This is a genomic window from Vibrio sp. B1REV9 (assembly GCF_905175395.2).
In the GTDB taxonomy this organism is placed as follows: domain Bacteria; phylum Pseudomonadota; class Gammaproteobacteria; order Enterobacterales; family Vibrionaceae; genus Vibrio; species Vibrio alfacsensis.
The window spans coordinates 531,960-546,782 of sequence record NZ_CAJIMW020000221.1 but is presented as its reverse complement, the minus strand read 5'-3'; the positions used below and the strand labels follow the sequence as shown (position 1 = coordinate 546,782).

12 protein-coding genes and 1 pseudogene are annotated in these 14,823 nt (G+C 45.0%); 4 read left to right on the top strand and 9 right to left on the bottom strand.

The window, feature by feature from the left end:
- Nucleotides 1-27: 27 nt before the first annotated feature.
- From KHN78_RS02875 to gap, 6 genes and pseudogenes are all read right to left on the bottom strand, one after another.
- Nucleotides 28-1,926 (bottom strand): BCCT family transporter, encoded by a 1,899-nt coding sequence (locus KHN78_RS02875; RefSeq protein ID WP_211919753.1) that lies wholly within the window; start codon nucleotides 1,924-1,926, stop codon nucleotides 28-30.
- Between the two features lie 118 nt (nucleotides 1,927-2,044).
- On the bottom strand, nucleotides 2,045-2,422 hold the full coding sequence (locus tag KHN78_RS02870) for a hypothetical protein (protein WP_211919752.1): 378 nt from the start codon (nucleotides 2,420-2,422) through the stop codon (nucleotides 2,045-2,047).
- A 250-nt stretch (nucleotides 2,423-2,672) separates the two neighbouring features.
- Nucleotides 2,673-3,620 carry a ChaN family lipoprotein gene (locus tag KHN78_RS02865; RefSeq protein WP_211919751.1) on the bottom strand — a complete coding sequence of 316 codons (948 nt, stop codon included), beginning with the start codon at nucleotides 3,618-3,620 and terminating at the stop codon, nucleotides 2,673-2,675.
- 83 nt (nucleotides 3,621-3,703) lie between these two features.
- Nucleotides 3,704-4,545: pseudogene (gene rlmA / locus KHN78_RS02860) on the bottom strand (23S rRNA (guanine(745)-N(1))-methyltransferase).
- 96 nt (nucleotides 4,546-4,641) lie between these two features.
- On the bottom strand, nucleotides 4,642-5,526 hold the full coding sequence (locus KHN78_RS02855; protein WP_211919750.1) for a D-hexose-6-phosphate mutarotase: 885 nt from the start codon (nucleotides 5,524-5,526) through the stop codon (nucleotides 4,642-4,644).
- A 134-nt stretch (nucleotides 5,527-5,660) separates the two neighbouring features.
- Nucleotides 5,661-6,656, bottom strand: coding sequence for a type I glyceraldehyde-3-phosphate dehydrogenase (gene gap, locus KHN78_RS02850; protein ID WP_128811287.1), 996 nt, complete (start codon nucleotides 6,654-6,656; stop codon nucleotides 5,661-5,663).
- Nucleotides 6,657-6,991: 335 nt separating this feature from the next.
- Between gap and msrB the strand changes: the two genes are divergently transcribed.
- A complete protein-coding gene (gene msrB / locus KHN78_RS02845) occupies nucleotides 6,992-7,402 on the top strand; it encodes a peptide-methionine (R)-S-oxide reductase MsrB (protein WP_211919749.1) in 411 nt (136 codons plus the stop codon).
- 148 nt (nucleotides 7,403-7,550) lie between these two features.
- Here the strand turns inward: msrB and KHN78_RS02840 are convergent, their stop codons facing one another.
- On the bottom strand, nucleotides 7,551-8,372 hold the full coding sequence (locus KHN78_RS02840) for a DUF2989 domain-containing protein (RefSeq protein ID WP_211919748.1): 822 nt from the start codon (nucleotides 8,370-8,372) through the stop codon (nucleotides 7,551-7,553).
- 101 nt (nucleotides 8,373-8,473) lie between these two features.
- Between KHN78_RS02840 and KHN78_RS02835 the strand changes: the two genes are divergently transcribed.
- Nucleotides 8,474-8,758: a YeaC family protein gene (locus tag KHN78_RS02835; RefSeq protein ID WP_128811284.1), complete on the top strand. Its 285-nt coding sequence runs from the start codon at nucleotides 8,474-8,476 to the stop codon at nucleotides 8,756-8,758.
- 54 nt (nucleotides 8,759-8,812) lie between these two features.
- On the opposite strand, the gene ansA is transcribed toward KHN78_RS02835, so the two are convergent.
- Nucleotides 8,813-9,826 carry an asparaginase gene (ansA, locus tag KHN78_RS02830; RefSeq protein ID WP_128811283.1) on the bottom strand — a complete coding sequence of 338 codons (1,014 nt, stop codon included), beginning with the start codon at nucleotides 9,824-9,826 and terminating at the stop codon, nucleotides 8,813-8,815.
- Between the two features lie 112 nt (nucleotides 9,827-9,938).
- Nucleotides 9,939-11,789, bottom strand: coding sequence for a signal peptide peptidase SppA (gene sppA / locus KHN78_RS02825; RefSeq protein WP_211919747.1), 1,851 nt, complete (start codon nucleotides 11,787-11,789; stop codon nucleotides 9,939-9,941).
- 226 nt (nucleotides 11,790-12,015) lie between these two features.
- Between sppA and KHN78_RS02820 the strand changes: the two genes are divergently transcribed.
- Nucleotides 12,016-14,028 carry an NADPH-dependent 2,4-dienoyl-CoA reductase gene (locus KHN78_RS02820; protein ID WP_164837255.1) on the top strand — a complete coding sequence of 671 codons (2,013 nt, stop codon included), beginning with the start codon at nucleotides 12,016-12,018 and terminating at the stop codon, nucleotides 14,026-14,028.
- A 184-nt stretch (nucleotides 14,029-14,212) separates the two neighbouring features.
- The gene (locus KHN78_RS02815; protein ID WP_128811281.1) at nucleotides 14,213-14,761 is read left to right on the top strand and encodes an NAD(P)H nitroreductase; all 549 of its coding nucleotides are present in this window, start codon (nucleotides 14,213-14,215) and stop codon (nucleotides 14,759-14,761) included.
- Nucleotides 14,762-14,823 lie beyond the last annotated feature (62 nt).

Below are 14,823 nucleotides of genomic sequence, written 5' to 3'. Positions count from 1 at the left end.
TTAGGAGTGGAAGTTCATGAGCTAAAGTTAAACTGCAAGAGCAGCACTTTGGGCCACGAGTTGATTAAACTCGATACGAGACTGTTGGGCAGTATCGGACAGTTCGAGTTTTCTCTCTTTCGCTTTCACCACATTATCAACAAGGCGTTGCAATTCATCTTGCATTTCTTGTGGCAAATGGTGATCAGCAAAATCGTTGTCGTCACTATGTTCAAGAGCGAACGCGCGGATTTTTTTACGCATTTTCAGTAATTCAGAAAGCGCGAGACGTTCGTCTTCCGCGGCTTCTTGTGCTGCATCACGAGCACGTTCGAACTTAGCCATTGCCATACCCTCGCTTGACCACGGGTCAATATCCGGTAGTTCTTCGATATTAATGGTTGGCTCTACGTAGTCTTCTTGATGTTTGATGTCTAGTGAAGTCGCACGTACTGCTGAAATCATCAGCATCACAGAAATACCCAACAGTGGTAACCCGCCTACGATTGCCGCCGTTTGTAGTGTGCTTAACCCACCCATGAACAACAACACCGTTGGTAAGAATGACAGGGTAAATGCCCAGAACATGCGGTTCCAACGCATTGGTTCTTCCGTCACATTGTTTTGCACCACAGAAGCGAGGATGTATGAAATTGAGTCAAACGTCGTTGCTGTAAAAATGATACAAAGCACAGTAAATACGGCGATCACAAGTGTGCTCATTGGTAGAGCATCTAACATGGCGAAGATAGCGGTTGTTGCGCCCTCTGCATTCAGGATACCTACAACGTCGAGTTCTCCGGAAAGCTGAAGTGATAGACCGTAGTTACCCAAAATCATGAAGAATAGGAAACAGCCGAGTGAACCAAAAAAGATTGAACCCGCAACCATTTGCTTGATTGTACGGCCACGGGAAATACGAGCCACAAATAACCCCATACTTGGAGCAAATACCAGCCACCATGCCCAGTAGAAAATAGTCCAATCTTGAGGGAAGTGCGTGTCGTCAAAGCTGCCATAGCCGCCAAATGGTTCCGCCCATGTCGCCATCACAAAGAAGTTAGAAAGCATACGACCAATAGAGTCTAAACCTGTTTCCAACATGAAGATGGTCGGGCCTGCAACTAATACAAACGCTAGCAGTCCCATTGCACCCCAGAAGTTGATATTACTCAGTACCTTGATGCCTTTTTCCATACCTGCGTAAGAAGAGTAAGCAAAGATAGCGGTACAAATCAGCAGAACCAATACTTGGCTGAATGTGTTTTTAGGCAGTCCAAATAAGTGGTGCAGGCCCTCTCCAATCAGTGGCGCAGCCAAGCCCAAACTGGTTGCCGCACCGCCAAGCAGACCAAAAATAAACAATACGTCAACAACTTTACCGGCCGCGCCTTTGCTGCGAGATTCGCCAAGTACAGGCATCAATGCGCTTGATACTTTAAGAACTGGCTGCTTACGAACATAGAAGAAGTAAGCGATCGGCAGAGCAGGAATTAAGTAGATTGACCATGCGATTGGCCCCCAGTGGAATAAGCCGTAAGTGGCCGCCCAACGTACGGCTTCTTCACTTCCTGGCTCAAGCTGGAAAGGAGGAGATTGATAGTAGTAAGCCCATTCAATACAACCCCAATAAAGAATACTTGCACCGATGCCGCCACAGAACAACATGGCAGCCCAAGATGAGGTTGCAAACTCAGGCTTTTCATCAGGATCGCCAAGTTTGATTTGGCCCATGTCACTGAATACGACATAAATCATAAAGACGAATGCTGCAAGGCCAAGAGCTAAGTAGAGGAAACCCAGCTTATCGGTCATGAATGTTTTTGCTACCGCAATCCATTCAGCGCCTTCGACAGGAAACAAAATTAGAGGAAAAACAATAGAAAGGAGAAGCGCAATAGCGCCAAAAAAAGTGGGTTTATCTATCAGAGAAAATGCATTTTTCACAGTTCATCGTCCGTTAATGAATAGTTAATCATTATGGACTTAGATGAAAAAATGGTTCAAATGAATATGATTGTCGTAACGAAAGAAAGTCTTGTTTAAACCGGTGTAGCACCATGACTCAAACAAGTGCCAGTAGAATACCGCCAACGGTCATAGCTGCGGACAGGTATTGGCCAGCAGAGTAAGAGCTGTCCTCTTCCTCTTCGATGGTATCTGGATGATCCATTCCCAGCGCGCCGTGGGCAAACGATTCAACTTTTTCGCTTACCGTTTTATTCTCGGCTTCTGCTTTTTTGCTTTCGTGGTCAATTTGCTCAAGGGCTGCTAGAAGCGCCTTTCCCTCAGCGGAAAGCGTCACTTTATTTTGCTCAGCTTTTAACGCTGACGCTTCTATATTGGTGGATGTTAGCTCACTGGAAGTAGCGGCTTTTGTTTTATCCACTTGGTTAGATTGATTTGAATAAGTTTGGACCGGTTTGCTTCCTACAGGAGTCATTTGTCACCTCATTTGTACAATGCACTCAATGGCTTGTTGAGTGTGGGTAAAAAGCAGTTGTTTTTATATCGGCTGTTTATGAAATCTCTTTAATTAATTCGATGGTGAAACATTGCCGATGTTATTTCGAAAGTGAATATAAGCAAAAATTAGGCCTGAAAAGCTCAAGTTATTGGAAGCTAAACGGAGTGACGCTTGTATCGTACCGATAACTTGAGCAAGGGTAGGGGCAATGATGAAGTCTTATTGGTTATTTACATTGGAGGTCGTGGTTGCGTTTTGCGAGATCTTTGAAAGCAGCCATGCGATGAGCGTCTTGTACGTAGCGTACTGGCGGGGCCAACACATTAAGTTGGTAATCTGAACTTGACGTTGATACGTCTGGCGTTGGCGTGATGACAACGACTTTTAAATTAGGATTTCGATTTAGGATAGACGCAGCCGTTCCCAACCCATTTTCCGTATGGAATTTACCCGCGATATGAATCACTTGTGTATCAGGGTTCATAGAAAGGAAAGTAACGATAGAGTCCGCCATGGTCTCATCCCATGTCACTTGAGCGGCATACTGTCGCTCAGTTTGTTCTGGTTTCCCATGATGCATGGAAGCCATGAACTTCTCTTTATAAGGACTCTCCCCCGTATTAATGTCTTCGGCAATAAAACGACGCTCTTCGGCATTAAGTTTTTCTATATAAGCCGTTCCCTGACGACCAATACAACGAACAATCTCTTTAGGTGCGTTAGATGCAATGACCGGGATATTTGCTTGTTTAGCGAATTCAACAAGAGGGCGGTAATCGCTTTCGTAGTTCGGCCAGGCATTGCTTTGTTTGATGAAATATTGCTCCCCAATCTTATTATTTAAGTATGCATCGACGACCGATTGTTTATTCCGTGTAATTTGCTCCATAGATAGTGCGACAGGGCGAGCGTCAGAAGCTAACTGTTTTAGCATGTCTGTTTGGAAGCGATGTATTCCGGCATGAGTGTGCCATTCACCGATCAAAATAACGTCCGCTTGTTTGAGGTCGGCAGTCAGTGAGTTAAGGGAGAGTGGCTTGCCGGAGGGGGTATATAGCTGATAATCATAAAAACTGGCAACTTCTGAAGAAGTCGCGCTAGGAAGAGAAGAAGTGGTTGATGTACAACCAGTAAGCAAGCCGGCAAAGATTAAGCTTAGAGTAGAAAAACGCATTGAAAAGCCTCCAAAAATGTCTACTGATATTAATGGAGGCTACGCATTGAATCAATGATAATGAGAATGCTTATCTGTTTTAATTAATCTTCATTGACCACATTTACGGATTTTTTACGGTAAACACGCAACATAAAGTCTGCCTCACACTTAAATAGTGTAGTGGACTTTAATTCTTCGCGGAGTTCATCGCTCGCTTTCCAAGCTAAAGGCGTCATTTGTAGTAAATCAAAAGCGGTTGCATCTTTGAGTGCCATTTCGTAATTGAGCTGCTGTTGATACTCGAGCTCGAGCCCTCAATGGCCTCTGGCTCTTCATTGTGCATTCGGACATCTTGGTAAATACGTTCACGTAATTGATAGAGGTGACGCGCAGCAGGTGTGACGGTAATGATCACGCCATTGTCTTTGATCACGCGCTGTAGCTCTTCGGCTTTACATGGTGCATAAATTCGTAAAATGGCATCTAGCGAGTTGTCCGAAAATGGAAGTCGATGGCTAGAAGCAACGCTGAAATCACAATTTGGATAACGCTTAGAAGCGTAACGAATGGCAATCTTTGAAATATCCAAACCGTATACAGATGCATCGTCACTTTGAGCTCGCAAAGATTGTTGAACTTGGTTGGTGTAGTAACCCTCTCCACAGCCGATGTCTAATAGCTGGTGTTCAGTCCCTTCTGTATATTTCGTGCAAAGACGAGCGACTTCTTGACGCATTGGATCGTAATGGTTTCCCTCTAGAAAGCGACGACGTGCTTGCATCATCTCTTTGTTATCACCTGGATCCTTTGAGCGTTTATGGTGTGCAGGCATCAAATTGACGTAGCCTTCTTTTGCTAAATCAAATTGGTGGTTGTTTTCACACTTAAACGTCTTCTCGGTGAGTGCTAAAGACTGATGGCATAGGGGGCATTGATAGTTCATGACGATCTCTGGACAGACAGTAAGGCGGCAGATTCTATCAAAAAGGGATGCAGAGGCGAAATAAAAAAGGCCAGTCGACCTGGCCATTGTTTGCGATTACTGTGCTGAAATCGTCGTGATCAGCTCATGGCTTTCACCAGGCTGTAGGGTTTTACCTTGTTCGATGCTTGGAGCATGAACACTGGACTCAACACACATCATGGTTTCGTAACCACGGTCTGCCATGTCACCCATACCTTGTGCGCCCTCAGCCCAAGGGTTCCACAAAACGGCTGAGTTGTGGCCTTGGTTTTCTACGCTGAGCGTTCGTGCCAATACTGGGTCTTTCACCAAAATTTGCGCTTCTGGCTGAGTGTAAACTCGATCAATGGTGCCGGTGAGTTGCAATACTTCACCGCCTTGGCAGATTTCGCCGCCTTTTAGGCTATCGATATATTCTGGGCCCATCCCTGTGGTTTGAGCTTGCAGAATATCACCTACATTGAGGTACGTATGCAGCGCGCCTGAGAATGTCCAAGCCTTTTCGTCGATGTTAGTGACTTTCAGTGTCACTTTCAGCTGGTCACTAACTTCAACGATTAGACGAGCATCAAACAGGTGAGGCCAAATACTGAGCGTCTCTTTTGTTGGAAGTAGCGCAAGCTCAACGATGACACCGTTATCATTTTCGCGATGCTCGACTAACTCCCACTCAGAACTGCGTGCAAAACCGTGAGCAGGAGCTGCAATACGACCGAACCATGGCCAGCAAACAGGAATGCCCCCACGAAGGGCTGCTTTACCATCGAAAATCGCTTTTTCGCTCATCCAGATCAGGTCTTCTTGTCCCTCTGGAGCAAAAGAAATAACGTGCCCCCCATGCAGTGCAATGCCTGCGGTTGCCTTTTCGTGAATCACACGAACGACCTTTACCTGATCGATTTCGACGATCGTCACGTTGTCTGATAAAACCGCTAACGTAGGGAGAGTTTTTAATTCCATGAGTCGTTTCCTATGCTGGGGGAGGTTAGCTCCCTCAAATTTCAGATACAAAAAAGGCGACTATTCAGCCGCCTTTTATCTAAATCTTATGTATCAAACACAAGCTTGACTAACGCTAGTTAGCTAAGTAGTAATTACTTAGAAACGTGTGCGATTAGGTCTAGAACTTTGTTTGAGTAACCGATTTCGTTGTCGTACCAAGACACAACTTTAACGAAGTTATCAGTTAGAGCGATACCAGCTTTAGCATCGAATACAGAAGTTTGAACTTCACCGATGAAGTCTTGAGAAACTACTGCATCTTCAGTGTAACCTAGAACGCCTTTTAGTTCGCCTTCAGAAGCTTCTTTCATTGCTGCACAGATAGCTTCGTAAGATGCGCCGTTCTTAAGGTTAACTGTTAGGTCAACTACAGAAACGTTAGCTGTTGGTACGCGGAAAGCCATACCAGTTAGTTTGCCGTTTAGTTCTGGAAGAACAACGCCTACAGCTTTAGCAGCACCAGTTGAAGATGGGATGATGTTCTGAGAAGCACCACGACCACCGCGCCAGTCTTTAGCAGAAGGACCGTCTACAGTTTTTTGAGTAGCTGTAGTAGCGTGAACTGTAGTCATAAGACCAGATTCGATACCGAACTTGTCGTTAAGAACTTTAGCGATAGGCGCTAGACAGTTAGTAGTACAAGAAGCGTTAGAAACGATGTCTTGACCAGCGTAAGAAGCGTGGTTAACGCCCATTACGAACATTGGAGTAGCGTCTTTTGAAGGACCAGTTAGAACTACTTTCTTAGCACCAGCTGTGATGTGCTTACGAGCTGTAGCGTCGTCTAGGAATAGACCAGTTGCTTCAGCTACTACGTCAACACCGATTGCATCCCATTTTAGGTCTTCTGGGTTACGCTCAGCTGTTACACGTACAGTTTTGCCGTTAACGATTAGGTTACCGCCTTCAACTTCAACAGTACCGTTGAAACGGCCGTGAGTTGAGTCGTACTTCAGCATGTATGCCATGTAATCTACGTCGATAAGGTCGTTAATACCTACAACTTCGATGTCGTTGCGCTCTTGCGCTGCACGGAATACGAAACGACCGATACGGCCAAAACCGTTAATACCTACTTTGATAGTCATTATAGTTGCTCCACAACTTAATTTCTGATTAAAGATAACTGGTAGTAAAATTACAGAATCCAGTAAACATCTGCAAGAGATAATCGGACTTAAATTGTCTAAAGTCAAAAAAATGCGACGCTTTTTTTAACAACTCTTCTCAAATGCTCGTTTTTTAAACTTTTTGCTGGTTATTCTACATTCCAGTTGGCGTAATATAACTTTTGAGATAAGAACTCGTAGCAAATCAATTACACATGGTGTTCTGGTGAGAAAGTATGTGCTACAAATGTTACGAGAGGCAAGTTTTTGCAAAAAAGTCATAGCTAAAAAGAACAAAGAAGGAATGCCCATTAATGAAACAACGCGGAATAAAAGTGACGAAGTCTGATAAACAGTGGCGTGAGCAGTTATCAGATGAAGAGTTTCGAGTCTGTAGAGAGCAAGGTACAGAGCCGCCATTTACAGGCAAGTTGCTGCATAACAAAAAGACAGGGGTATATGCATGTACATGCTGCGGCTCGCCGCTATTTGTCTCGGAGAACAAGTATGACTCCGGCTGCGGTTGGCCGAGTTTCGATGCACCTATTAATGACAATGCTGTTCACTATATAAAGGATTTGAGTCACGGAATGGTAAGAACTGAGATTCGATGTGCGGCTTGTGACAGTCATTTAGGTCACGTTTTTGACGATGGCCCACAAACGACAGGTGAGCGTTACTGTGTGAATTCAGTGTCGTTAATTTTCAACAAATCTGACCAATAAGCGTGATATTTGGACAAAGAATGTTTCATCCTTTCAACTGATGTGTTCCATTAATCATCAATATGAAAGGGTTGAATGACAAGAAACTCCCGACATTTGCGGGAGTTTCTTAATTTGTATTGCAGCCTGCTTTTTATTGGACGCGATTTTATCGTTGCTCCGGAAGCATGCTTGGCGAATAGGTCCCTGCTTTTATCGATTTGGATAGCGACTTAGCGAGATCATCTAACTCATCGTATTTTTCTGGTTCGGCGAAGTTATACATTCGTTTTAACGCCGCCTCATCAGCAAGCGGAACATCAAAGCGTTTGGCCACCATCGCCCAAATGTACGCGCGTTCTTTATTGCCAAGTCCCTGATTAATGCTCGCCATTGATTTAAGTATCACTGGATTCACATTGGTTTCATTTGACATCGACAATGCGTTATTTAATAAAACCAGTGTTTTTTGTGGATCTCGACCAGTATAGAAAGTCGCGAGGGCATACTGCATTTCTGGCGTATTGAGTTCTGGTTTGCCCTCTTTTTGCAGAAATTGTCGACGAGCCTGTTCATCACCAGTTTGCGTCCATAAAAAGTATAAGGTCGCGGGATCATCCGATCCTTGCAGTTCGGCAACGATGCGATCCAATTCGTCAATACTGTTCACTAAAGACTCAAAACGTTTTCTTTTTAGTTCGCTTTGATCGATGGGTGATATCTGTGAAGCGAGCTCTAAACACTTTCGATATTCGGCAACGAGGCCATACTCAGTGACTTTGTTCGCCTCGGTTGGTGATTTAAGTAATTCAAACCGATGCCAAACAAGATTCGTTCTTGGTATACGGCATTGCCCGTCATCCATGTTCAATTGCTCGCACTTTAGCTTCGGGTGTTTTTGGCACAACTCTTCTGTTGTGATGTTTCCCTCTAAGCAGCCCGTTAACGTCAATGCTGCGAGGCTTGCTAGTACCCAGTATGTATATTTCATGGTTTCGCTTGTGATCCGTTACACCAATTCATTTCTGTATTCTTGACTCTGTTTACTAAGTCGCTATGTTCTGTGAATAGAATGTAATAAGAAGGTACATTATGGACACTGAACAATTATTAAAAGCGATCACGCCAGAAGTCTATGACCGATTAGTTTACGCCGTGGAAACAGGAAGATGGCCTGAGGGTACAACACTTTCTAAGGAGCAGCGAGATTCGTGTATGCAAGCTGTGATGTTGTATCAATCAAAGCACAATACTGAAGCCCAACACATGACAGTGGCGGCCGGTGGTGAAATCAGTTTCAAATCCAAGCAAGAATTGAAGAAGCAATTTAGCCAAGAAGAGCATGACATCGTTCGAGTGAACCCAAACCTTACCTGATCATCACTGACATTATGGAAAGGTTGGCCCAATCACGAGGATTGGGCCTTTCTGTTACAAGCTCATCTCGCCACGCAACACTTGCTGCATTCTGTCTTTGATTTCTTCGTAGGACAGGTTTTGGCTAAGCAGATAATGCAGTTTTGCTAGCGCAGCTTCTGGTGTCATGTCAAAGCCGCTGATCACGCCAGAGTCTGCCAGCGCACAACCTGTGGCATAGCCACCCATGTTCACTTTTCCCGCTAAACATTGCGTTAGATTGACCACGATAACCCCACGCTCAGAGGCCTCTTTTAGATGACCAAGCAATTCAGGATTTTGCGGAGCGTTACCCACACCAAAAGTCAGTAAGATCATCGCATTCACAGGTTGACGAAGTGTGTTGCGAATGACCTCATGAGAGATGCCGGGGTACATAGTAATGACACCGATAGGTTGCGGTGTGATGTTGTGTACTTTGAATTCACCATCTGGCTTTGTTCCTACCGCAACATTATTGCTGATTTGGATGTTGATGCCCGCTTCTAAAAGAGGAGGTAGGTTTGGTGATGTAAAGGCGTTGAAACCATCAGCATGAGATTTCGTACTGCGATTACCGCGCATTAATTGATTGTTGAAAAACAGCGTCACTTCATTGATCGGATAATTTGCGGCAATGTGCAGCGCATTGAGCAGGTTTGCTTGGCCGTCAGAGCGCAATTCCGCCAAAGGAATTTGTGAGCCAGTCACGATAACAGGTTTGCCAAGATTCTCTAACATGAAAGACAAGGCAGAGGCTGTGTATGCCATAGTATCTGTGCCATGCAGGATCACGAACCCATCGTAGTTATCGTAGTTATCACGAATATCATCTGCGATCTGTTGCCAGTCGGCTGGCGTCATATCGGATGAGTCGATAAGTGGCTCGTACTCATGAATGGTGTATTCCGGCATTTCTGCACGGTGAAACTCAGGCATGCTTGCTAATTGTTTTTCCATAAAGCCAGCGACAGGGACGTAGCCATGGTCGGATTTCTGCATACCGATGGTGCCACCGGTGTAAGCGATGTAGATATGTTTTCTAGTCATCGTTCTACTTTATTTTCATGTAGGGGAACAGTGGCGGGGATTATAGCGAAATGACACCTAATAAAAAGGGGCATCTCGCACAGAGACGCCCCTTTTCATCTGTTAAGTCATGCTATTGCATTTGGCAATTTAGACAAAAAGCGTAATAGCCTTTTGGATCATTGAAGCTTTGCAGCATACTTGCATCGGCTTCCAACTGTTTCGCGACAGGTTGGAGACTTTTTGGCAGTAATCTTGTCGCATCAATACCAAGAGAGACTTTAACTTGATTCATGAGCTCTTGAATAAATTGCTCTGATGGTGAAAGTGGCTCTTCAACCCAATAGATGTTGTAGTCCGTTACGTTTGCAAGTTCAGCAGCTAACTTCACTGCATCATCAAAGTCACCCATTTGATCAACCAGTCCGAACGACTGCGCATCTTGTCCGGTCCAAACGCGGCCCTGTGCAATATCATCAACTTGATCGAGTTTCATTCCACGGTTTTCTCCAACCAGTGAGATAAAACGCTTATAGCCGTGCTCAATACCAAGTTGGAATGCTTGTGACGCGCCCTCAGAAAGACCCGTTGTAATGCCCTCACCAGAGAAAGGCGAAGTGCCCACACCATCCGTATTGATCCCTAGCTTACTAAAGCCTTTTTCAAATGTCGTAATGACACTAAAAATACCAATGGAACCTGTCAGCGTGGTAGGTTGTGCCACAATTTTGTCTGCACTCATCGAGATCCAGTAGCCACCAGAGGCAGCTAAGCTCGACATCGAAACCACAACAGGTTTACCCGCGGCTTTAATCGCTTCAACTTCATTTCGGATCACTTCAGAGGCAAATGCGCTGCCCCCTGGGCTATCAACACGTAACACGACGGCTTTGACTTTGTCGTCATTACGAGCTTGACGAAGCAGGCTTGCAACCGTATCACCTCCGATCGTGCCGCGAGGTTGTTGACCATCCATGATGGTGCCACTTGCGACCACAACCGCGATGTCATCGTTAGCAACATTGAAATTTGGGCGAATGGTGGCGAGGTAATCGTAGTAACCTATTGCGTTATAGCTGTCTTTACCATCACTGCCGAACTCTTTCGCAAACAAGCCGCGGATTTGTTGACGGGTTGCTAACTCATCGACAAGACCAAGCTTGACCGCTAACTGAGCGATGTCGCCATCAACAGATTTCATCTCTGCGAGTAGCTCATCCATGGTTGGATTCAGTACTTTAGCATTGATGTTGCGGTTATTTGCGACGTCATCAACGTATGCACTCCAAAGTTGAGTGATCCAACGCGTTGCTGATTCTTTTGCGGCATCAGACATATCGTCACGAATGAATGGTTCAATCGCTGATTTGTAAGTACCTACGCGGAAAACATGGGTAGAAACGTCTAACTTTTCTAGCAGCGTTTTGTAGTACATAGAGTAAGAGCTGTAGCCCTTAATCAACACACCACCATCAGGCGCTAGGTATACTTTGTCTGCGTAACTGGCAAGGTAATACTGGCTTTGGTTGTAAATGTCACCGACCGCATAAATAGGTTTGCCTGACGACTTGAATTCATTTAATGCTTTGGCGATATAGCGTAATTTAGTTAGGTTCGTTTCTGGTAAATCTCTAAGAGCAAGCACAAGGCCGGACACTTTCGGGTCATCTTTCGCGTGGCGAATGGTATCGACGACGTCAAAAAGAACGTTCTCTTTCGGAAGTTCATTACCCAACATGGACCCTGCGACTGAATCTAATGGGTTCACGTAACGGCGCTGTTCCACGATAGGGCCAGATAAGTTCATGACCAATGCGGACTCTTTCTCGACAACAGGTAGGCCGTCACCTGAGTAGGTAAAGGCTAGGTAAACAACGGCGATAAGCACCAAAAAGATCAGGTTTGCCAATGCCAGCCTAACAAAAGTGATTGTTTTCCAAATCCCTTTAAATATCAGACCAATAAATTTGATGAGTTTTTTCATCTTGTCTCCAAAATGAGATAGTCTTTCCCTAATCCTATAAAGTATGGGTTCTTATCTCTAAGATCTCAAAAGATAACAATTTTTTTAGCTTATCACGCCCAACCGATAATTGGCATATTTTCGATTGAGATTGATCGGTGTTACAAAATTGTAAACGCCCGTTTGATTTTTTGATGACTCAGACGTACTCTGGTCAGACCACAAAAATAAAAATGGATGCTGAATGATGTCTGCCATGTACCCACATTTGTTAAAGCCATTAGACCTCGGTTTCACTCAATTACGAAATCGCGTTTTGATGGGATCAATGCACACTGGTTTAGAAGAGCACAAGGAAGGATTGCAAAAACTTGCCGCGTTTTATGAAGAGCGTGCGAAAGGCGGTGTTGGTTTGATTGTGACCGGTGGCTTTTCGCCTAATTTACGCGGCCGACTGCATCCTTTGAGTGCAGAATTCAGCAAGCCAAAACATGCTAAAGCTCATCGAGTTGTGACCGAAGCTGTACACAAGCACGGCGGTAAAATTGCATTGCAGATTCTTCACGCTGGTCGTTATGCAATGCACCCATTTGCTCAGAGCGCATCCGGAATGAAAGCGCCGATAGCCAAGTTCGCACCGAGTGAAATGAGTGAGCGTCAAATTAAAAAAACGATTGAGGCTTTCGCGAACAGCGCTGAGCTTGCTCAACTGGCGGGCTACGATGGTGTTGAGTTGATGGGATCAGAGGGGTATCTGATCAATCAGTTCTTATGTAAGCGTACCAATATGCGCTATGACGAATGGGGCGGTAGCTATAAAAAGCGCATGCGTTTCCCAGTGGAAATTGTCAAAGCCGTGCGCAAAGCAGTTGGCGATAAATTTATTATTATTTTCCGTCTTTCGATGTTGGACTTAGTCGAGCAGGGCAGCACGTTTGAAGACGTGATTGAATTGGCGAAAGCGCTTGAAGAATCGGGTGTGACCATCATTAATACCGGAATTGGTTGGCATGAAGCGAGGATCCCAACGATTGCTACGCAAGTACCTCGAGGGGCATTTACTTGGGTGACGGAAAAAGTGAAACCTCACGTGTCTGTTCCTATCATCACCTGTAACCGAATTAACACACCGGAAGAAGCTGAACGCATTTTAGCTTCAGGCCATGCTGATATGGTCTCTATGGCTCGTCCTTTCCTCGCTGATCCATATTTTGTCGCTAAAGCAGAACAAGAAAAATCGCAGTTCATTAATACCTGTATCGGTTGTAACCAAGCGTGTTTGGATAACGTATTCAAAGGAAAAAGAGCCAGCTGCTTGGTGAATCCGCTCGCTTGTTATGAAACCGAAATTGTGGTGGAAGAAGCATTTAAGAAGAAAAACATTGCGGTTGTAGGGGCGGGGCCCGCGGGATTAGCGTGTGCCACTACTCTTGCTGAACGTGGCCACAAAGTCGATTTATTCGAGAAGAACGATCGTATTGGGGGGCAATTCCGCCTTGCGATGCAGATTCCTGGCAAAGAAGAGTTTCGTGAAACCATTCGGTATTTTGCTAATCGCCTTGATGAAACCGGAGTAAACCTGCATTTATCGACAGAGGCCAATTACGATTTGCTAACCGAATATGATGAAGTAGTCATGGCATCAGGTGTCGCGCCGCGTAAAGTGAACATTGAGGGCGTTGATAACCCAGACAAAGTGGTGGATTACCAAACACTGATACGTGACAAGACCCCTGTGGGTGAGAAAGTTGCGATTGTTGGTGCGGGTGGCATCGGTGTCGATGTCGCAACCATGATCACCGAACCGGAGGGACAAACTCTGGATGATTGGCTTCACGAATGGGGTATTGATAAAGAAATGTCTCAGCCAGGTGGCTTATATCCGTATCCTGATTCTATTAGTGATAAAGAAGTATGGGTTCTTCAACGTCGTAAGGGGCGTGTGGGCAAAGGTCCGGGTAAAACAACAGGGTGGATCCACAAGCGTACGTTGGAAAAACGTGGTGTGTATCTTGTTGGTGGCGTCTCTTACGATAAGATCGACGATAAGGGGTTACACATTCATGTCGATGGTCAGGAGCGTTTGATTGAAGCTGACAAGGTTGTTATTTGTGCTGGACAAGAATCGGTTCGACCTTTTGAAGACAAATGGTCTCATCTTGGTGAAAAACTGCATGTTATTGGTGGTGCTGACCAGGCGGGTGAATTGGATGCTGTACGTGCCATTCGTCAAGGAGTAAAACTGGCCGTGAAACTGTAGTAAAGCCGTGTTCACTAGTCCTAGCGTTTTCATAAGCTCTAGGCTGCACTTTAAGAGGCCGCACATTGCGTGTGGCCTTTTTTATTCTTTTGTTTAATGCCTTAAGAAATAAGTAGTTATTCGTATTTTTGGATTATGCTAAAGTTAACCAATAATAATGCTTTTGCTGTATAAGGATTTGTTCATGGATGCTCTGGAGCTTTTGCTTAACCGTCGTTCTATCGCTAAATTGTCTGCCCCTGCACCTGAGGGGAAAGCGTTGGAGAATATTATTCGAGCGGGCTTACGCGCGCCAGACCATGGGGCTCTCACGCCTTGGCGTTTTGTTATCGCTCAAGGTGAAAGTTTAAAGAAGCTCTCTGATATCTTAGTTAACGCTGCGGAAGCGGAAAACAGTGATGACGCTGTGATTGAAAAAGTGAAAAATGCCCCATTTCGTGCGCCTATGGTGATCACCGTGATTGCCAAAGTTACCGAGCATGAAAAAGTACCGGCTCTAGAACAATATTTATCCGCTGGGTGCGCTGCGCAAGCAATGCAAATGGCAGCCGTTGCTCAAGGTTTCCAAGGTTTTTGGCGTTCCGGGAAGTGGATGTTCCATCCAGAAGTACACCAAGCTTTTGGACTGAAAGGCGACGATCAAATTGTCGGCTTTCTTTATTTGGGGACGCCAGGCTGTACTGCAATGAAAGTGCCAGAGCGTGAACTCTCTAAGTTTGTTGAGTTTTTATAATCCATTTCGTTCATTGTTTACTGTTTATCTGTACAGTTTTTCTTGATTTGTTAGGGCGACAT

Bases quoted from the DNA above. Each gene is read 5' to 3' on its own strand.
- KHN78_RS02870 (WP_211919752.1), bottom strand. From the start codon at position 2,422: ATGACTCCTGTAGGAAGCAAACCGGTCCAAACTTATTCAAATCAATCT.
- KHN78_RS02865 (WP_211919751.1), bottom strand. From the start codon at position 3,620: ATGCGTTTTTCTACTCTAAGCTTAATCTTTGCCGGCTTGCTTACTGGT.
- KHN78_RS02855 (WP_211919750.1), bottom strand. From the start codon at position 5,526: ATGGAATTAAAAACTCTCCCTACGTTAGCGGTTTTATCAGACAACGTG.
- gap (WP_128811287.1), bottom strand. From the start codon at position 6,656: ATGACTATCAAAGTAGGTATTAACGGTTTTGGCCGTATCGGTCGTTTC.
- msrB (WP_211919749.1), top strand. From the start codon at position 6,992: ATGAAACAACGCGGAATAAAAGTGACGAAGTCTGATAAACAGTGGCGT.
- KHN78_RS02840 (WP_211919748.1), bottom strand. From the start codon at position 8,372: ATGAAATATACATACTGGGTACTAGCAAGCCTCGCAGCATTGACGTTA.
- KHN78_RS02835 (WP_128811284.1), top strand. From the start codon at position 8,474: ATGGACACTGAACAATTATTAAAAGCGATCACGCCAGAAGTCTATGAC.
- ansA (WP_128811283.1), bottom strand. From the start codon at position 9,826: ATGACTAGAAAACATATCTACATCGCTTACACCGGTGGCACCATCGGT.
- sppA (WP_211919747.1), bottom strand. From the start codon at position 11,789: ATGAAAAAACTCATCAAATTTATTGGTCTGATATTTAAAGGGATTTGG.
- KHN78_RS02820 (WP_164837255.1), top strand. From the start codon at position 12,016: ATGTCTGCCATGTACCCACATTTGTTAAAGCCATTAGACCTCGGTTTC.
- KHN78_RS02815 (WP_128811281.1), top strand. From the start codon at position 14,213: ATGGATGCTCTGGAGCTTTTGCTTAACCGTCGTTCTATCGCTAAATTG.